Origin of the sequence: Polaromonas sp. (assembly GCF_010365105.1) — a bacterium.
Taxonomy (GTDB): Bacteria; Pseudomonadota; Gammaproteobacteria; order Burkholderiales; family Burkholderiaceae_C; genus Polaromonas.
This window is the reverse complement of the sequence record NZ_JAAFGZ010000023.1, coordinates 21,415-39,344: the sequence shown is the minus strand read 5'-3', so window position 1 is coordinate 39,344 and position 17,930 is coordinate 21,415. Positions and strand designations below refer to the sequence as shown.

Annotated in this window: 18 protein-coding genes; 7 read left to right on the top strand and 11 right to left on the bottom strand. The window is 63.7% G+C overall.

Translation table 11 applies throughout. The features are described 5' to 3' along the window. The first annotated feature begins 55 nt into the window (after nucleotides 1-55). On the top strand, nucleotides 56-715 hold the full coding sequence (locus GZ092_RS14865; RefSeq protein ID WP_293637511.1) for a DedA family protein: 660 nt from the start codon (nucleotides 56-58) through the stop codon (nucleotides 713-715). A 97-nt stretch (nucleotides 716-812) separates the two neighbouring features. Beyond that, on the top strand, nucleotides 813-2,672 hold the full coding sequence (locus GZ092_RS14860) for an AMP-binding protein (RefSeq protein WP_293637509.1): 1,860 nt from the start codon (nucleotides 813-815) through the stop codon (nucleotides 2,670-2,672). 160 nt (nucleotides 2,673-2,832) lie between these two features. Here the strand turns inward: GZ092_RS14860 and GZ092_RS14855 are convergent, their stop codons facing one another. The 3 genes from GZ092_RS14855 to tsaE form a co-directional block, all read right to left on the bottom strand. After that, a complete protein-coding gene (locus GZ092_RS14855) occupies nucleotides 2,833-3,045 on the bottom strand; it encodes a glycine zipper 2TM domain-containing protein (RefSeq protein WP_293637507.1) in 213 nt (70 codons plus the stop codon). A 167-nt stretch (nucleotides 3,046-3,212) separates the two neighbouring features. Then, the gene (locus tag GZ092_RS14850; RefSeq protein ID WP_293637505.1) at nucleotides 3,213-4,715 is read right to left on the bottom strand and encodes an N-acetylmuramoyl-L-alanine amidase; all 1,503 of its coding nucleotides are present in this window, start codon (nucleotides 4,713-4,715) and stop codon (nucleotides 3,213-3,215) included. Further along, on the bottom strand, nucleotides 4,712-5,230 hold the full coding sequence (gene tsaE / locus GZ092_RS14845) for a tRNA (adenosine(37)-N6)-threonylcarbamoyltransferase complex ATPase subunit type 1 TsaE (protein ID WP_293637504.1): 519 nt from the start codon (nucleotides 5,228-5,230) through the stop codon (nucleotides 4,712-4,714). Before tsaE ends, GZ092_RS14850 begins: the two co-directional genes overlap by 4 nt. On the opposite strand from tsaE, the gene queG reads away from it, so the two are divergent. Then, a complete protein-coding gene (gene queG, locus GZ092_RS14840) occupies nucleotides 5,201-6,337 on the top strand; it encodes a tRNA epoxyqueuosine(34) reductase QueG (protein WP_293637503.1) in 1,137 nt (378 codons plus the stop codon). The genes tsaE and queG overlap by 30 nt on opposite strands. 71 nt (nucleotides 6,338-6,408) lie before the next feature. On the opposite strand, the gene GZ092_RS14835 is transcribed toward queG, so the two are convergent. Further along, the gene (locus GZ092_RS14835) at nucleotides 6,409-7,314 is read right to left on the bottom strand and encodes an AEC family transporter (RefSeq protein ID WP_293637532.1); all 906 of its coding nucleotides are present in this window, start codon (nucleotides 7,312-7,314) and stop codon (nucleotides 6,409-6,411) included. 111 nt (nucleotides 7,315-7,425) lie between these two features. Here GZ092_RS14835 and GZ092_RS14830 point away from each other — a divergent pair, with 111 nt between their 5' ends. Then, complete coding sequence (locus tag GZ092_RS14830) at nucleotides 7,426-8,397, top strand: tripartite tricarboxylate transporter substrate binding protein BugE (RefSeq protein ID WP_293637502.1); 972 nt, start codon at nucleotides 7,426-7,428, stop codon at nucleotides 8,395-8,397. A 70-nt stretch (nucleotides 8,398-8,467) separates the two neighbouring features. Beyond that, nucleotides 8,468-9,370 (top strand): site-specific tyrosine recombinase XerD, encoded by a 903-nt coding sequence (gene xerD, locus GZ092_RS14825; RefSeq protein ID WP_293637530.1) that lies wholly within the window; start codon nucleotides 8,468-8,470, stop codon nucleotides 9,368-9,370. Nucleotides 9,371-9,381: 11 nt separating this feature from the next. Here xerD and GZ092_RS14820 read toward each other — a convergent pair whose 3' ends face one another. The 3 genes from GZ092_RS14820 to GZ092_RS14810 all read right to left on the bottom strand — a co-directional run bounded on the left by GZ092_RS14820 (nucleotide 9,382) and on the right by GZ092_RS14810 (nucleotide 11,985). Beyond that, on the bottom strand, nucleotides 9,382-10,656 hold the full coding sequence (locus GZ092_RS14820) for a class I SAM-dependent methyltransferase (RefSeq protein ID WP_293637501.1): 1,275 nt from the start codon (nucleotides 10,654-10,656) through the stop codon (nucleotides 9,382-9,384). A gap of 125 nt (nucleotides 10,657-10,781) precedes the next feature. Beyond that, nucleotides 10,782-11,045, bottom strand: a complete 264-nt coding sequence (locus GZ092_RS14815) for a hypothetical protein (protein ID WP_293637499.1) — start codon at nucleotides 11,043-11,045, stop codon at nucleotides 10,782-10,784. A gap of 118 nt (nucleotides 11,046-11,163) precedes the next feature. Beyond that, a complete protein-coding gene (locus GZ092_RS14810; protein WP_293637497.1) occupies nucleotides 11,164-11,985 on the bottom strand; it encodes a ferritin-like domain-containing protein in 822 nt (273 codons plus the stop codon). A 123-nt stretch (nucleotides 11,986-12,108) separates the two neighbouring features. Between GZ092_RS14810 and GZ092_RS14805 the strand changes: the two genes are divergently transcribed. Both GZ092_RS14805 and GZ092_RS14800 read left to right on the top strand, forming a co-directional pair. Next, the gene (locus GZ092_RS14805; RefSeq protein ID WP_293637495.1) at nucleotides 12,109-12,633 is read left to right on the top strand and encodes a gamma carbonic anhydrase family protein; all 525 of its coding nucleotides are present in this window, start codon (nucleotides 12,109-12,111) and stop codon (nucleotides 12,631-12,633) included. Nucleotides 12,634-12,897: 264 nt separating this feature from the next. Continuing rightward, nucleotides 12,898-13,866, top strand: coding sequence for an Hsp33 family molecular chaperone HslO (locus GZ092_RS14800; protein WP_293637493.1), 969 nt, complete (start codon nucleotides 12,898-12,900; stop codon nucleotides 13,864-13,866). Here GZ092_RS14800 and GZ092_RS14795 read toward each other — a convergent pair. The 4 genes from GZ092_RS14795 to GZ092_RS14780 form a co-directional block, all read right to left on the bottom strand. Next, nucleotides 13,860-14,390, bottom strand: a complete 531-nt coding sequence (locus GZ092_RS14795) for a hypothetical protein (protein WP_293637491.1) — start codon at nucleotides 14,388-14,390, stop codon at nucleotides 13,860-13,862. The genes GZ092_RS14800 and GZ092_RS14795 overlap by 7 nt on opposite strands. 66 nt (nucleotides 14,391-14,456) lie before the next feature. Then, entirely contained in the window at nucleotides 14,457-14,735 is a 279-nt protein-coding gene (locus tag GZ092_RS14790) for a septum formation initiator family protein (RefSeq protein WP_293637490.1), read from the bottom strand. A 15-nt stretch (nucleotides 14,736-14,750) separates the two neighbouring features. After that, nucleotides 14,751-16,034: a phosphopyruvate hydratase gene (gene eno, locus GZ092_RS14785; RefSeq protein WP_293637489.1), complete on the bottom strand. Its 1,284-nt coding sequence runs from the start codon at nucleotides 16,032-16,034 to the stop codon at nucleotides 14,751-14,753. 127 nt (nucleotides 16,035-16,161) lie between these two features. Further along, a complete protein-coding gene (locus tag GZ092_RS14780) occupies nucleotides 16,162-17,862 on the bottom strand; it encodes a CTP synthase (protein WP_293637488.1) in 1,701 nt (566 codons plus the stop codon). Nucleotides 17,863-17,930 lie beyond the last annotated feature (68 nt).

Here is a 17,930-nt window from a genome sequence, read left to right as displayed (position 1 = left end):
CGTCCCGTCCTGGCGTCCGGAAAAAAGCGGTGGCAGACCTGTCAAAATCAGCTTCATGGAACTAGCCGCCTTTCTCATCGATTTCATCCTTCACGTTGACAAGCACCTCGAAACCTTCGTGGCCAGTTATGGCCTGTGGGTGTATGCGCTGCTTTTCTTGATCATTTTTGTCGAGACCGGCGTGGTCGTGATGCCGTTCTTGCCCGGCGATTCGCTGCTGTTCGTCGTCGGTGCGATGTGCGGCGTCGGCCTGATGAGCTACCCGCTGGCCGTCGGCCTGCTGTTTGCCGCGGCAGTGCTGGGCGACCAGTGCAATTATTCGATTGGCCGTTACATCGGGCCCAAGGTGTTCCAGTGGGAGGACTCGCGCTTTTTCAACAAGAGGGCCTTCAACCAGGCGCATGCGTTTTACGAGCGTTATGGCGGCGTGACCATCATCGCCGCGCGCTTCATGCCCTTTTTGCGAACCTTCGCGCCCTTCGTTGCCGGTATTTCGCACATGAGCCGCGGCAAGTTCTCGCTGTTCAACCTCGTCGGCGCGGCATTGTGGGTCGGAGGTATCGTCACGGCCGGCTATGCCTTCGGCAATGTGCCCTTTGTCAAGACGCACCTGGACAAGATCATCTGGGCCATGATCCTGATTCCCGGCCTGTTCGTGCTGTTTGGCGCCTGGCGGGCACGGCGCCAGGCGGGCAGCACGCCGGTCCAGCCTTGACGCCTGCGCGACGTGGCGGCGGCCACGGCTTTGCCGGGTGGCAGACAATTCATCGCTTTGCACGCCGTGCCTGACTGGCCGTGCTGCGTTTTTTTGAATGACCACGATGCCGATGCTCCTGACCGCCGTGCGCACCCTGCCTGAACTGCTCGCCTGGCGGCTGGCGCAAACCCCCGGCGGTGCGGCCTACCGCGCGTTTGACGAGGCTGCCGGCCAGTGGCAGACGACACGCTGGGCCGAGGCTGGCGAGCGCATCGCGCAGTGGGCCAGGGCGCTGGCGGCAATGCAACTGGCGCGGCAGGCGCGCATCGCCATCCTGCTGCCCAACGGCCTGGACGCCGTCTGCATCGACCAGGCCGCGCTGTCGCTGAGCCTGGTGCCGGTGCCGCTGCATGCCATCGACAACCCCGGCAGCATTGCCTACATCCTGTCGGACTGCGAAGCGTCGGTGCTCATGGTGACCAGCCTGGCCCAGTGGCGCGCCATTGAAGGGGTCGGCCTGGCACTGCCGGCGCTCCGGCAGGTGGTGGTGACGGCAAGCGAAACCCTGCCGGGCAGTCCTGCCAGCGTTGGTGCAGCGGTGGTTTCGCTCGTGGACTGGCTTGCGGCCGGGCAGGGTGTTTTGCCGGAAACCGTACAGCCGCCCGATGCCGGCGACCTGGCCGCCATCGTCTATACCTCGGGCACGACCGGCAAGCCGAAGGGCGTGATGCTGACGCATGCCAACGTGGTGTCCAACGTCCTCGCCATCCTGACGCGCGTGGTGCCGACGGCGGACGATGTGTTTTTGTCCTTCCTGCCGCTGTCGCACACCTTCGAGCGCACGGCTGGCTACTACCTGCCGTTGGCCACCGGCAGTTGCGTGGCCTATGCACGTTCGGTGGCGTTGCTGGCCGAAGACCTCAAGACCGTGCGACCGACGGTGCTGATCTCGGTGCCGCGCATTTATGAGCGCGTGTTCGGAAAATTGCAGGAGTCGCTGGCCGGCTCGGCCTTGAAGTCGCGCCTGTTCCATGCCGCGCAGGCCGTCGGCTGGCGGCGTTTTTGCAGGGCGCAGCACTTGACGCTGGCCGACGGTGAAGGCAGCGCCTGGGCGATGCTGGACCCGCTGCTGTGGCCCTTGCTCGACCGGCTGGTGGCCGGCAGGCTGCGGGCGCAGTTCGGCGGGCGGGTGCGTGTGGCGGTGAGCGGTGGCGCGCCGTTGTCGCATGCCGTGGCGCGCTGCTTCCTGGGGCTGGGCCTGCCGCTGCTGCAAGGCTACGGCATGACGGAAACCTCGCCGGTCGTGGCGGCCAATGGTGTCGATGACAACGATCCGGCCACGGTCGGCCGGCCGCTGCCGGGGGTGGAGGTGCGCATTGGCGACAACCGCGAACTCCAGGTGCGTGGCCCGCTGGTGATGCAAGGCTACTGGAAGCGCGCCGACGACACGGCCCGCGTGCTGGCGCCTGACGGCTGGCTGTCCACCGGCGACCAGGCCGACCTGGAGGGTGGGCGTATCCGCATCAGGGGCCGGATCAAGGAAATCATCGTGACATCGACCGGTGAGAAAGTGCCGCCGGGCGATCTGGAGCTGGCAATTGCGGTCGATCCGCTGTTCGCGCAGGTGCTGGTGGTCGGCGAGAACCGGCCTTTCATCGCCTGTGTGGCGGTGGTCAATCCGGTGGAGTGGCGCCGCCTGGCGGCCTCGCTGGGGCTGGATGCCGAAGCCGACGCCAGCCTGAACCTGCCGGCCGTTCGCCGGGCGGCGCTGGCGCGCGTGGCGGCCCAGTCCCGCGACTTTGCGCGTTACGCCACGCCCCGTGTGATCTTCCTGACGCGCGAGCCGTGGACACTGGAAAACACCCTGATGACGCCTACCCTCAAGCTCAAGCGCAACAACCTGACAGCGCGCTTTGCCGGCGAGATCGAATCGATGTACCTTCCCGATGTGCGCCAGGCGAAGGTGCGCGTATAGGCTTTCCTCGACTCCACCGGGTTTGCGGGGCGGTTTGGACAAAAAAAGACGACCCACTGACATTCATCAGGAATCGTCTTTTTGATTTCAGCCGGTCAGGCTGAAATCCGTTTTCGCCGCGTCGCCCGGGCTGGCCAGGGCGACGTTCAGGCGGAAAGGCTTAGTTGCGCTTGCCGACCTCATTGCCGATCAGCGCGCCGGCAGCGGCGCCGCCCACGGTTCCGAGCGTGCCGCCAAAGACGGCATTTCCGGCCACGCCACCGAGCACTGCGCCAGCGCCGGTGCCGATTTGCGCATTGGTCGGGTTCGTTCCGCAGCCGGTCAGGGCAATCAGGGAAGCTGCAGCGGCTGTCATCAAAATTTTCGTGATCATGGTTTTCACCTTTTCTGTTTGGATCCAGGCTGATTCACCAGCGATCGTCACGTCGTGACATCCCGGCGCAGCCTGTGAGCCTAGTCTAATGCCTGCAGCAAAGCCGGACTGTAGGAAGAAACCGCCGGCACTTGTCGTATGGACGTTCCTTGCGCAGGTCAGCCGTTTTACAGGGCGCGGTTGCGCGCCAGCGGCGGGTTCTTGGCGAAATAGCGCGAGATGCCGCGCATCAGCGCATCGGCCAGCTGGATCTGGTAGCCGTCGCTGCGCAGCCGGGCTTCTTCGGCCGGATTGCTGATGAAGGCAGTCTCGACCAGCACGCTCGGAATGTCGGGCGCCTTCAGCACGGCAAAGCTGGCCTGCTCGACCCGGGCCTTGTGCAATTTGCCGACGTTGCCGATCTCGCCCAGCATGGCGCTGCCCAGCTTCATGCTGTCGTTGATCTGCGCCGTGGTGCTCATGTCGAACATGGCCCGCTGCACCTGGGCATCCTTGGCCTTGACATTGATGCCGCCAACCAGATCAGCCGAGTTTTCCTTGTTGGCAATCCAGCGCGCCGCGCTGCTCGACGCGCCTTTTTCGCTCAGGGCAAAGACGCTGGCGCCCTGCGGCGTCTCGGTAAAAAAGGCGTCGGCATGCAGGCTGATGAACAGGTCGGCCTTGACGCTGCGCGCCTTTTGCACCCGGACATGCAAGGGCACGAAAAAATCGGCATCACGCGTGAGGTAGGCGCGCATGTTGGGCTGCTGGTTGATGCGGTCGCGCAGGCGGTGCGCAATCTGCAGCACCACGTCCTTTTCACGCGTGCCGCCCGGACCGATGGCGCCGGGGTCTTCGCCGCCATGGCCGGGGTCGAGGGCGACGATGACCAGGCGGTCGGTCTTGTTTTCAATCTCGGGCGCGGTGTCGCCCCTTGAAAATGGCGTGCTCTCGGCCTGCGGCCGGGACGGTGGCGGCCTGATGGCCGGTGGTTCCACGGATGCGACCACCGGCGGCCGGACGGCGTTGGCCGCAAGGCTGGCGGGCGGCGCGGCAGGCGCCGTCGCGGCAGGCGCGGAAGCGGCCTTGCCCGATTGCTGCGCCATCAGGTTGCCCAGCGGGTCATTGGCCTGTGCCTGTGCTGCCGCATTGACAGGCGGCGCCACGGGCGCAACGGCCACGGGCGCGGCTGGCGGCTTGACCGGGTCGGCCAGCCGTTCGGCAATCAACGCTTCGAGCGGGTCCACCGGCTGCGCCGGATACAGGTCGAACACCAGCCGGTGCTGGTAAGCGGCCACCGGCGCCAGGCTGAAGACCTGCGGCAGCATCGGCTTTTTCAGGTCCATGACCAGCCGCACCACGCCGGGGGAGTTCTGGCCGACGCGAATGCCCGAGATGTTCGGATCATCGGACTTGACCTTGGCGACGAGCTCGCGCAGCGCCGGGATCAGGTCGATGCCCTCGATGTCCACGGCCAGCCGGGGCGGCTCGGGAATGAAAAACTGGCGTGCCTTGATCGCGGTGTCGGACTCGATGGTCAGTCGGGTGTAGTCTTTGGACGGCCAGACACGCACCGCCACGATCGAGGCGCCCCGCGCAATGTGCTGGGTGCCCAGCAACAGCACGATGCCGCCCATTTGCAGCGCATGGCGGCGACTCGGACCCCCGGAAGATTTTTTCTTGTTGTTCATGCCAGTAACTCCGCCCCCGTGGGGGTATGGGCCGTCAGGGTAATGCGCCGTGATTCGTAGGGCTGCATCTCGATGGCAATCACCAGGTCGGGCAGGGGTAAATGATCCCCTGCCTTTTCCGGCCACTCGACCAGCTTGAGCCCGGGGCTGGCGAATGTCTCGCGGAACCCGGCTTCTTCCCACTCATGCGGATCATTGAAACGGTAAAAATCAAAATGCCAGATCGACAATTCAAGATTGTGGCCCGAGTCAAGGCTTGACGCCTTCAATGTGTAAGGTTCTACAACCGCATAGGTGGGGCTTTTGATGCGCCCCTGCACGCCCAGGCTGGCGAGCAGGTGGCGCACAAACGTCGTCTTGCCGGCGCCCAGGTCGCCATGCAGTTCGATCAGCGCCCGGCGGATCGCTGGCTTGGCGGCCAGCGCCCGCGCAAGGGATTGCGTGGCCGCCTCGTTGGGCCAGGTCATGTTTTTTACAATCAGCGGATGCCGACCTGCAATCAGTGGAACAGTCATCAATTCGTTTCTCAAATTCAAACCTGGGCGCGCGAGCTTGGGTTTTCGCAAACCGGCATCGCGGATGTTGACTTGTCGTCTGCCGAAGCCGGATTATCGGCCTGGCTGGCCGCCGGTTTTCACGGCAGCATGCACTACATGGCAGCGCATGGCCTTAAAAGAGCGCGTCCGGCCGAATTGGTTCCGGGAACGGTCAGCGTGATCACGGCACGAATGGATTATTTGCCGGCCTCCATCCCGCGCCAGCCTGGCGAATGGCAGGCGATGGAATTCAGCCGGCTGCAGCGGCCAGCTGAAGGCATTGTCTCGGTCTATGCACGGGGACGCGATTACCACAAGGTGTTGCGCGCCCGTCTGCAAAAGCTTGCCGAACGCATCGGCGAGGAGATCGGCCCTTTTGGCCACCGCGCCTTCACCGACTCGGCGCCGGTGCTGGAGGCCGAACTCGCATCGCGCAGCGGCCAGGGCTGGCGCGGCAAGCACACGCTGCTGCTGAACCGCGAGGCGGGGTCGATGTTTTTTCTGGGTGAAATCTACGTCGACATTGCCCTGCCGCCCAGCGCGCCGGTCACGTCCCATTGCGGCAGCTGCCAGGCGTGCATCGACATCTGCCCGACGCAGGCGATCGTGGCGCCGGGCAAGCTCGACGCGCGGCGTTGCATTTCTTACCTGACGATAGAGCACGCCGGTCCGATTCCGTTGGAACTTCGCCACTTGATGGGCAACCGCATCTATGGCTGCGACGACTGCCAGCTGGCGTGCCCGTGGAACAAGTTTGCCCAGCGCAGCAGCTTGAGAGATTTCGACGAACGCCAGGGCCTGAGCGGGCAGCAACTCGTCACGCTGTTCGGCTGGAGTGAGGAAGCCTTCCTGCGCTTCACCGAAGGCAGCCCGATCCGCCGCATCGGCCATGAACGCTGGCTGCGCAACATCGCGCTGGCCATGGGCAATGCCTTGCACGGCGGCATGGCCAACCCGGTGGACGAAACCGGTCTGCGCGCCAGCTTGCAGGGCCGTGCCGATCACCCGAGCGACGTGGTGCGCGAGCAGGTGGCATGGGCGCTGGACCAGCGGGCCGCTGAAGCGCCGGTTAATGATGAAAAGTGACGTTCACGCATGCTGTACATGCATGAGCAGCTATCAAATACGTAGCAACGAGTGTGCCGCGCCCGCCAACCTCAGTTCAGCAGGCCCAGCGCGAACGGCAGGCTCACCACGCCCAGCAGCGTGGACAGCGTGACGAGGCCTGCGACGTAGCCGCCGTTGTAACCCATGCGCGCAGCCAGCACATAAGCGCTTGACGCCGTCGGCAGGCCGGAAAACGCCAGCAAAATGGTGCTTTGCATGGCATCCAGGCCAAAGGTCCGGGCCAATCCCAGCGCCACCAACGGCATCAGGACATGCCTGATTGACAGCACCGCCACCGACAGGGTTTTGGCTTGCGACAGGTGTCCCAGTTGCATGCCGGCGCCGGCCGCCATCAGGCCCAGCACGATGGCCGAGGCGCCGAGGCGCGACAGCGTCGGCATGGACCAGGCGGGCAGGCTGAACCCCAGCAGATTGGCCACCAGGCCGGCCGCCGTGGCCAGGATCAGCGGATTGCGCAGCAGTTCACGCAAAAAACCGCTGCCCGCATGCCGCGCCATGGGCCACACCGCCGCCATGTTGAGCAGCGGCACGCTCACGCCGATCAGCACGGCGATGAGCTGCAGCCCCTGGCTGCCCGCCAGCCGCTCGGCCAGCGCCAGGCCGATGAAGGAGTTGAAGCGAAAAGCCACCTGCGCGCTGGCGGCATGCTCGCGAAGGTCGATGTGCCGACGCAAGCCGGGCAGGTAAGGCAGGCTGTAGACCAGAACGACGCCGGCCAGCCCCAGCGCCGCGCCGGCGCCGATCAGGTTGGAGGTCGCTGCCAGGTCGAGCGGGCTTTTGACGATGGACTGGAACAGCAGCAACGGAAACAAAAAATAATAGACCAGGCTTTCCACCGGACCCCATACCGTGCGGTTCAGCGGCGTGTAGCGGCACAGCAGGTAGCCGCACAAGATGAGCGAAAAGTCAGGCAGAAGCAGCTGGGCGTATATCACCGGGCGAAGAATAACCGCAATCATGGGGTTAGCCCTTATGCGTATTCCACAGGGGACTGCGCCAACGGCAGCGTTTACGATGCACGGTTGTCTTCTTCCAAGGAACTGATCATGAAACGTCGCTACCTGCTGGCTTTTTCTGCCCTTGCCCTCGGCGCTGCCCCGGGCGCCGTGCTGGCCCAGGGTTATCCGAACAAGGTCGTGAAGCTGCAGATTCCGTTTGCGCCGGGCGGCACGACCGACATCATTGGCCGCGTCATGGCCGAGCCGCTGGGCAAGGCGCTGGGCCAGGTGGTGATTGTTGAAAACAAGGCCGGTGGCGGCGGTGTGATTGGTGCCACCGAAACCGCGCGCGCGCAGCCCGACGGCTATTCGCTGGGCATTGCCACGGTGTCCACCACCGCCGCCAACCCCGCCATCAACCCGAAAATTCCCTACAACCCGCTGACCGACTTCACGCCGATCATCAACATTGCCGCCACACCCAACATCATTGCCGTGCATCCGAGCTTTCCGGCGCGCAACTACAAGGAGTTTGTCGCCGAGCTGAAGAAAAATCCGGGCAAATATTCGTTTGCCTCGTCCGGCACCGGCTCGATTGCCCACCTGCAGATGGAACTGTACAAAAACCTGAGCGGCACCTTCATCACGCACATTCCCTACCGTGGCTCGGGTCCGGCGCTGAACGACACGGTGGCCGGTCAGGTGCCGATCATTTTTGACAACCTGCCTTCGACCTTGCCGTTTGCCCTGCAAAAGCGGCTGATTCCCATCGTCGTCGCCGCGCCCGAACGTCTGGCCGCGCTGCCCGACGTGCCGACCTTCAAGGAGGTCGGCCTGGAGCCGGTCAACCGCATGGCCTACTACGGCATCGTCGGCCCCAAGGGGCTGCCGAAAGAGGTGGTGGACAAGGTCAACGCCAGCGTGAAAAAGGCGCTCGAAGACCCGGCCGTGCGCAAGCGCATCGAGGACACCGGCTCGCTGATCGTCGCCAACACGCCCGAGCAGTTCGCCGCCCAGATCAAGGCCGAGTACGACGTGTACAAAAAGGTCGTCGAAACCTCGAAGCTAAAGCTTGATTAATCCCCCGCTATTGCCATTGCCGCAGGCGGCCGATGCGCCGGACGCCCCGTCTTTGCTACCGGCGCCCGGCATGCACCCGCAAAGCCAGTCGGCCATCGACGCGTTCATCGACGCCCTGTGGCTGGAGGACGGCCTGTCCCGCAACACGCTGGCGGCCTACCGGCGCGACCTGTCGCTGTATGCCGTCTGGCTCAATGGCAACGAACAGCAGCAGCGCACGCTCGACGATTCGGATGAAGACGCCATCAAGGCCTACTTTGCGTTTCGTCATGCAGTGACCAAGGCCACCTCGGCGAACCGCTGCCTGACGGTGTTCAAGCGCTACTTTCGCTGGGCGCTGCGCGAAAACCTGGTGGCCGCCGACCCCACGCTCAAGCTCGCGTCGGCCAAGCAGGCGCTACGCGTTCCCAAGGTGATGTCCGAGCCGCAGGTCGAGGCCCTGCTGTCGGCGCCCGACGACGACACGCCGCTCGGGCTGCGCGACCGCGCCATGCTGGAAACCATGTATGCCAGCGGCCTGCGCGTCAGCGAGCTGGTCGGGCTCAAGACGTTTCATGTCGGCCTGAACGAGGGCGTGCTGCGCGTCCTGGGCAAGGGCAGCACCGAGCGGCTGGTGCCGTTTGGCCAGGTGGCGCGCGAATGGATCGTGCGCTACATCGCCGAGGCGCGGCCGGCCATCCTGGGGGGCCAGCAGACCGATGACCTGTTCGTCACCAGCCACGGCCACGGCATGAGCCGGGTGATGTTCTGGAAGCTGGTGAAAAAGTATGCGCTGCTGGCCGGCATTCATTCGCCGCTGTCGCCGCACACGCTACGCCATGCTTTCGCCACGCACCTGCTGAACCACGGCGCCGACCTGCGCGCGGTGCAGATGCTGCTCGGCCATGCCGACATTTCCACCACCACCATCTACACCCATGTGGCGCGCGAGCGGCTCAAGGCCATCCACGCCGAACACCATCCGCGCGGCTGAATGGCACACGCTCAGGCGCTGGCCGGGTACATGTAGTCACGCCGGAACGGGTAGGCCGACTTCGCGCCGCGGATGACTTCGCCCTGAAAGGCCGCTGCCGGCCGCGTCGCGAGCACCTGGTGCAGCGCAATCCAGCCCTGCTCGAAGCTCATGGCGCTGCCTGCCAGGTACAGCCGGTAGGCACGCAGTATCTTTTCGGCACGTTCGGGCGGGTTGTCAGCCGCCAGCGCCTGGCGTGCTTCGTCCAGGTGCGCTTCCAGCGCATCGGACCATTCCCACAGCGTGCGGCCATAGTGCGGCCGCAGGTTTTCGGTATCGACCATTTCCAGGCCTGAATTTGCCAGGTGGCCGAGCACGGCGCTGACATGCAGCAACTCGCCACCCGGGAAAATGTATTTTTCAATGAAGTCGCCCATGCCGGCGCCCATTTGGCGGTGTTGCAGGTCGCCTGCGGTGATGCCATGGTTCAGGACCAGTCCGCCCGGCGCCAGCAACTGCATGATCTTGCCAAAATAGGCGTCCATGTTGGCCTGGCCGACATGCTCGAACATGCCGACCGACGATATCTTGTCGAAGGGCTGTGCTTCGGGCAGGTCGCGGTAGTCGCGAAGTTCGATGCGCACCCGGCGCTCCAGTCCCTTGCCGGCGATCAGCTGCCGCACATGCTGGTACTGGTTTTCCGACAGCGTGATGCCGGTCGCATCGACGCCATAGTGCTCGGCGGCCCACAGCAGCAGCGCGCCCCAGCCGGCGCCAATGTCCAGGAAACGCTCACCCGGCCTGAGCATCAGCTTGCGGCAGATATGCTCAAGCTTGGCGTCCTGCGCCTGCGCCAGGGTCATGCCGCTGTCCTGGTAATAGGCGCAGGAATAGACGCGGCGCGGGTCCAGCCACAACCCATAGAAAGCATCTGAAACATCGTAATGGAACTGTATCTGCGCCGAGTCCCGGGCGCGCGTGTGGGTTGAAGCGGAACGTGCCCGGGTCATCAGGCGGGACCACCAGCCGGTGTCGCTTTGCATCGGGCTGTGCGGCAGGAGCTTGAGCATCACGCCCATCACATCGCGCATGGCACCCTCGAACTGCAGCTTGCCCTCGACATACTCTTCGGCCAGCGCGCCTATCTGTCCTGCCTTGAGGCGGGCGATGCTCGACCACCGGGACAGCGACAGCCGGACCGGCGCATCCGCCGCTCCGAACTGCTGGCCCTGCGGCAAGCGCACGGCCATCCCGTCGGGCAGGGCTGAAAGGGCGGACAAAGGACCGGAAGCCATGAACGAGGACATGCGCAACTCCTTGGGATTGCAAAAAGTCTAGCGCGCCTCCATACGGGCCGCCATCACCTGAAATGCCCAGTCTGCGGCCCGGACGCCGGCCTCCGCTCAGGGGCGGCTGCTGTCGAACCAACGCCTCAGTCGGTGAGCAGGTTGCGCATTTCATGCGCAAAGCACAGCGACGAATTTTTCCATCGGGCCACGTCGGCGCGCAGCTGCTGTATCTGGCTTTCGAGAAGCTGGATGCGTTGCTGCTCGGCACTCAGCCGGTTGAGGCTGAGCAGCCGGCTCGACATATCCGGCTGCAACGGGCCGGCCACGGGACGGACCATGGACCCGCTGACTTCACCGGGTTCAAAAAATTTGATTTTTGCCTTTTGAATCAGTAGCTTCATCATCATTGCGAGTCTCCTGTTTTCATTCGCCCCATGGTCTCCTGCCAACGTTTTCAAATGTAGCGCCGTCCAGTCCAGCTGTGCGAAAAGGTGATTGGACCGTTTGGACTAGGGCAGGGCACCCTCAGGCGCTGGCGTTCAGCTCGTCCAGTTCGGCTTCGCTGAAGCCTGCCTGGCGCCTGGCTTGCAGGTTCAGCGGCCCTTTCAGGCGTGGCGCGCCGTATTGCGCCGCCAGCAGCGCATAGGTGGCCAGCGGCTCCAGTCCGCGCTGGGCGCACAGGGTGCGGTACCAGTGGTTGCCGATGGCGACATGGCCAATCTCATCGCGCAGGATGATGTCCAGGATGTCCACGGCACGCAGCGCCTGCGGCGTGCCGACCTTGCGCAGCTTGGCCTGCATCGGCGGCGTGGCGTCCAGCCCGCGCGCTTCCAGCGTGCGCGGCACCAGCGCCATGCGCGCAAGCACATCGCCTTCAGTTTTTCGCGTCATGTCCCACAGGCCGGTGTGCGCCGCAAAGTCGCCGTAGTCGTAGCCCAGGGTTTGCAGGTGGCTGCGCAACAGGCTGAAGTGTTCGGCCTCCTCGGCCGCCACCCGGAGCCAGTCGAGGTAATAGGCGCGCGGCATGCCGGTAAAGCGCCAGATGGCATCAAGCGCCAGGTTGATCGCGTTGAATTCGATGTGCGTCACCGCATGCAGCAGCGCGGCCAGCCCGTCCGGCGTGAAGGGCGAGCGCCGGGGCATGTTCAGGTGCAAAAGCAATTCGGGCCGGAGGGGACAACCCGGCACACCGGCTGGCGCGCTGAAAGGTTGGTCGGTAGCTATGAAAATAGTAGCTGCTTGCGCTTGCAGGGCTTGCGCAAGCAGCACTTTTTGTTGTGGATCAGGCTCCAGGATTGCCTGCAGGGCAAGCTGGCGCAGTTCGGGCGCGGGGGGCGTGGCGGTCATGCCCGGATTGTCGTTGATGCGAGTTGAAGGGCAGAATCCCGGCCGGAACACGCTGGCCGGCGCCTGCCTACAATCAAAAGCCGTTTTCACCCCCTGCTCAACCTGCTACTCCCAAGGAATCCCATGGCTATTTACCAGCTGGACGATCTGCAACCTTCCATCCATGCATCGGCCTGGGTCGCCGACAGCGCGCAGGTCATGGGCAATGTGAAGCTGGCCGAGGGCAGTAGTGTCTGGTTCGGCGTGGTGGCCCGGGGCGACACCGCCACCATCACGGTCGGCAAGGGCTCCAACATCCAGGACAACAGCGTGCTGCATGCCGACGAAGGCCTGCCGCTGGTGATCGGCGAAAACGTCACCGTCGGCCACCAGGTCATGCTGCACGGCTGCACGATTGGCGACGGCTCGCTCATCGGCATCCAGGCCGTGGTGCTCAATGGCGCGAAGATCGGCAGGAACTGCCTGGTCGGCGCCGGCTCGCTGGTCACCGAGGGCAAGGAGTTTCCCGACGGTTGCATGATCCTGGGCAGCCCGGCCAAGGCGGTCAGGCAACTCTCGCCCGAACAGATCGAGGGTTTAAAAATGAGCGCGCAGCACTATATGGACAATGCCCGGCGCTACAAAGCCGGACTCAAGAAACTGGCCTGAACGGCCTCCAGAAAGACATCGAGAGCGACATCCAGAACATGAACCATTCAAAAACGCGGCCGTCCCCGACCCCGCACCGATTAGCAGGAGCTGCAGTACCGGCTTTATCTAGCCGCAGACGAACCGAAGTACGCAAAGCGACAAGCATGGAAGCGGTAGCGTTCCGGGCCAGCCAGGGCCACGGAACCGGCTTTGCCGGGCCGCAGGCGCAGCGGCCCCCTCGGGGGGCAGCGCAGTACGCGAAGCGACAAGCGTGGGGGCTCCATGTCTGAACTGCATAAATTCATCTTCGATGGCCTGCCGGTTCGCGGCATGATCGTGCGCCTGACCGATTCATGGCAGGAAATCCTCAAGCGCCGCGAGGCGGCCGGCGGCTATCCGGCCGAGGTCCTGCAGCTGCTGGGCGAAATGACGGCGGCCGGCGCCCTGATGCAGAGCAGTATCAGCTTCAACGGCGCGCTGATCCTGCAGATTTTCGGCGACGGCCCGGTCAAGCTGGCCGTGGCCGAGGTCCAGCCCGACCTGAGCCTGCGCGCCACCGCCACCGTGACCGGCGACGTGCCCGGGGGCAGTTCCCTGAGCCAGCTGGTCAACGTGAAGAACGAAGGCCGGTGCGCCATCACGCTCGACCCGAAGGACAAGTTCCCGGGCCAGCAGCCCTACCAGGGCGTGGTGCCGCTGTTTGGCGACCAGCATGAAAAAATCGAGAAGCTCAGCGAGGTGCTGGAGCATTACATGCTGCAAAGCGAGCAGCTCGACACGCGTTTGATTCTGGCCGCCGATGGCAACGTGGCCGCCGGCCTGCTGATCCAGCGCCTGCCGGTCAAGGGTCAGGGCAACCTCGAAGGCCAGATGAACCGCCAGGCCAATGAAGACCAGATTGGCGTGAACGAAGACTACCAGCGCATCGCCCTGCTGGCCGGCACGCTCAAGCGCGAGGAATTGCTCACCCTGGATGTCGATACGATCTTGCGCCGGCTGTTCTGGGAAGAGCCTGTCACGCGCTTCGAGCCGCTCACGCCGAGCTTTGCCTGCAGCTGCTCGCGCGAACGCGTGGGCAACATGCTGCGCGGCCTGGGAACGGCGGAGATTGAAAGCATCATTGCCGAGCGCGGCCAGGTCGATGTGGCCTGCGAATTCTGCGGCGCGCAGTATGAATTCGATCCCGTCGATGCGGCGCAGCTTTTCACGCACCCGCTCCAGCAGCCGCCGCCGACGGCAACGGTTCAATAAAGGCGCGACTGCTGTTCAGGCGTTGAAGCCACGCTGTCGCGCCGGGCCAGCAAGGCCGTCAGCAGCCGATGCTCGCACTGCGGGTCGCTGCACTTGTCACACATCCAGACCCAGGGCTGTTTTTTCAAGCCGCCCGTGAGGCTGGCTTGCCTTGGTCGACTGGCTGCCGGCAGCAGGCTTTCCACTGCCTGCTGCGCATGGGCAAGCCGCTCGCCGGCCGTGCCATACAGCACCCGGTAGGAAACGGCAGTCTCTGCCAGCGCGGTGCGAATTGAACGATCGACCGCTTCCTGGTCAGGAGCGGGAGCAGGATCAGGCCCCGTCTTGCGCAGCACAAAAAATGGCGCTTCAAGCCCTGACAGCAACACCAGGTCAAAGTCGGACAAGCCCGCGGGCAGGGCATCGGCGGTGCATGCTGTCACCAGCATAATTTGACCTTCCAGGGCTTTTACCGCCTGGTTCAGGGCGGCGGCAAGTTCGGACAGCTGAACCGGACAAGCACCCAACAGGGCAAACTTCAGCATGGCGATGCAAGTGGATGGAGCCGGCCATGAACAGACGCGTTTTTTGCCAGCCACCGGGCAGACAGCTTATTCGGTGAACTGGACAAACATTTCATTGGGCTTGACCATGCCGAGTTCGCTGCGCGCTTTTTCCTCGACCATCTCCAGGCCTTCCTGCAGGTCCTTGATCTCGGTGGCCAACTGGTCGTTGCTCGCCTGGTTCACCTTGTTGTTCGCCAACTGCTGCTCCAGACGCTGCTGCATCTCGCGCACGCTGGGGATGCTGCCCCTTCCCATCCACAGCTGGGCCTGGAAAAGCCCGAGCAGTATGAGCAGAACGGCAGGAACCAATAAACGTTTGCCCATGGGCTGGCGACTGCCTTAGCGCAGGTTGTAGAAAGCAGCCCGGCCCGGGTAAACCGCAACTTCGCCCAGGTCTTCCTCGATGCGCAGCAGCTGGTTGTACTTGGCCATGCGGTCCGAACGCGACAACGAGCCGGTCTTGATCTGGCCGGCGTTGGTACCGACGGCGATGTCGGCAATCGTCGAGTCCTCGGTTTCGCCCGAGCGGTGCGAGATCACGGCGGTGTAGCCGGCGCGCTTGGCCATTTCGATGGCAGCGAAGGTTTCGGTCAGCGTGCCGATCTGGTTGATCTTGATCAGAATCGAATTGGCGATGCCCTTGTCGATGCCTTCCTTCAGGATCTTGGTGTTGGTGACGAACAGGTCGTCGCCGACGATCTGCACATTCTTGCCCAGACGGTCGGTCAGGATTTTCCAGCCGTCCCAGTCGCCTTCGGCCATGCCGTCCTCGATGCTGATGATCGGGTACTTGTCGACCCAGGTTGCCAGCATGTCGGTCCATTCCTGCGCGGTGAGGCTCAGGCCTTCGCCGGACAATTCGTACTTGCCGTCCTTGTAGAACTCGGAGGCGGCGCAGTCCAGACCCAGGGCGATTTGCTCGCCCGCGACAAAACCGGCCTTGTCGATGGCTTCCAGGATCATCTGGATCGCCGCTTCATGGTTGGTCACATTGGGCGCAAAACCGCCTTCGTCGCCGACAGCGGTGCTGATGCCCTTGTCGTTCAGGATTTTCTTCAGGGCATGGAACACCTCGGCGCCATAACGCAGGGCTTCGCGAAAGCTCGGCGCGCCCAGCGGGATGATCATGAATTCCTGGATGTCCAGGTTGTTGTTGGCATGCTCGCCGCCGTTGATGACGTTCATCATGGGCACCGGCATTTGCACCGCCGCCATGCCGCCAAAGTAGCGGTACAGCGGCAGGCCGGCTTCCTCGGCGGCGGCACGGGCCACGGCCATGGAAACGGCCAGCATGGCATTGGCGCCCAGATGGGACTTGTTATCGGTACCGTCGAGTTCGATCAGCGTGCGGTCCAGGAAGGCCTGCTCGCTGGCGTCCAGGCCGAGCACGGCTTCAGAGATTTCATTGTTGATATGGCCCACCGCCTTGAGCACGCCCTTGCCAAGGTAGCGCGACTTGTCGCCGTCGCGCAGCTCGATGGCTTCGCGCGAGCCGGTGGAGGCGCCCGAAGGCACGGCTGCCCGGCCCATCACGCCGGACTCCAGCAACACGTCGCATTCGACGGTGGGGTTGCCACGGCTGTCGAGAATTTCGCGGCCCACGATATCAACAATTGCGCTCATTTTTTTCCTTGGGAAGTAAAAAGAAGAAGTTTTATCAGACAGGCTTTTGTCTAGGTGAAGGAAACGGTATTCGGGCCTGTGAGCTGTGCTGACGATTGCTTCAGTCCGGTCCCGAATCGGCAAGGCATCATGCCGATGCCACCACTTTGAGGGGAGTGGCTGCGTCCGCCGTCTGTGCCAGGCTGGCCGCGTCGCGGTGCGCCAGGGTGGCGGCAATGTAGGCATTGAACAGCGGATGGCCGTTCCACGGCGTCGAATTGAATTCAGGGTGGAACTGCACGCCGATGAACCAGGGGTGTACGGCCTGCGGCAACTCGACGATTTCGGTCAGGTGCTCGCGCTGCGTCAGCGCTGAAATCACCAGGCCCGACTTGCGCAGCGCGTCCAGGTAGTTGACGTTGGCTTCGTAGCGGTGGCGGTGGCGTTCGGTCACCACGTCGCCATAGATCTGGTGCGCCAGGGTATTCGGCGCCACGTCGGAGCTTTGCGCGCCCAGGCGCATCGTGCCGCCCAGGTCGGACTTGGCATGACGCGTCTTGATGGTGCCGTCGGCGTCCTTCCATTCGGTGATCAGGGCAATCACCGGGTGCTTGGTAGCGGGGTCGAATTCGGTGCTGTTGGCGTCCTTCAGTCCGGCCACATGACGCGCAAACTCGATGGTCGCCACCTGCATGCCCAGGCAGATGCCGAGGTAGGGAATCTTGTGTTCACGGGCAAAGCGCGCCGCGCAGATCTTGCCTTCGACGCCGCGAATGCCGAAGCCGCCGGGCACCAGGATGCCGTCGAACGCCGCCAGGCACGACACGGTGTCGGGGTTCAGGGTTTCCGAATCGAAGTAGGTGATGCGCACCCTGGCATGGTTTTTCATGCCGGCGTGGCGCAGCGCTTCGTTGAGCGACTTGTAGCTGTCGCTCAGTTCCACGTACTTGCCGACCATGGCAATGCTGACCTCGGATTGCGGGTGCTCGGTTTCATAGACCAGGTCGTCCCAGCGCTTGAGGTTGGCCGGCGGCGTGTTCAAGCGCAGCTTGTCGCAGATCAGGCCGTCCAGCCCTTGCTCGTGCAGCATGCGCGGCACCTTGTAGATGGTGTCCACGTCCCACATCGAGATCACGCCCCATTCGGGCACGTTGGAGAACAGCGAGATTTTCTCGCGTTCCTCGTTGGGAATGCGGCGGTCGGCGCGGCACAGCAGCACGTCGGCCTGGATGCCGATCTCGCGCAACTGCTTGGCGGTGTGCTGCGTCGGCTTGGTCTTGAGTTCGCCGGCGGCGGCAATCCACGGCACGTAGCTCAGGTGCACGAAGGCGGTGTTGTTCGGCCCCATGCGCAGGCTCATCTGGCGAACCGCTTCAAGGAAGGGGAGGGACTCGATGTCGCCCACCGTTCCGCCGATTTCGACAATGGCCACATCCACCGCATCCGGCGTGTCGTAACGCGCGCCGCGCTTGATGAAGTCCTGGATTTCGTTGGTGATGTGCGGAATCACCTGGACCGTCTTGCCGAGGTAGTCGCCGCGGCGTTCTTTTTCAAGCACGCTCTGGTAGATCTGGCCGGTGGTGAAGTTGTTGGCCTTGCGCATCCGCGTTTCGACGAAACGCTCGTAGTGGCCCAGGTCCAGGTCGGTTTCGGCGCCGTCTTCGGTCACGAACACCTCGCCGTGCTGGAAAGGCGACATGGTTCCCGGGTCTACATTGATGTAGGGGTCGAGCTTGATGAGGGTGACCTTGAGGCCGCGCGATTCAAGGATCGCAGCCAGCGAGGCTGAGGCGATTCCCTTGCCCAGGGAAGACACCACACCGCCGGTGACGAAGACAAATTTGGTCATGCCATGTACGAACCTGCAAGTTCGCTAAGGTGGTAAACGGAGATTATAGGGGTTGGCTGTCTGCCAAA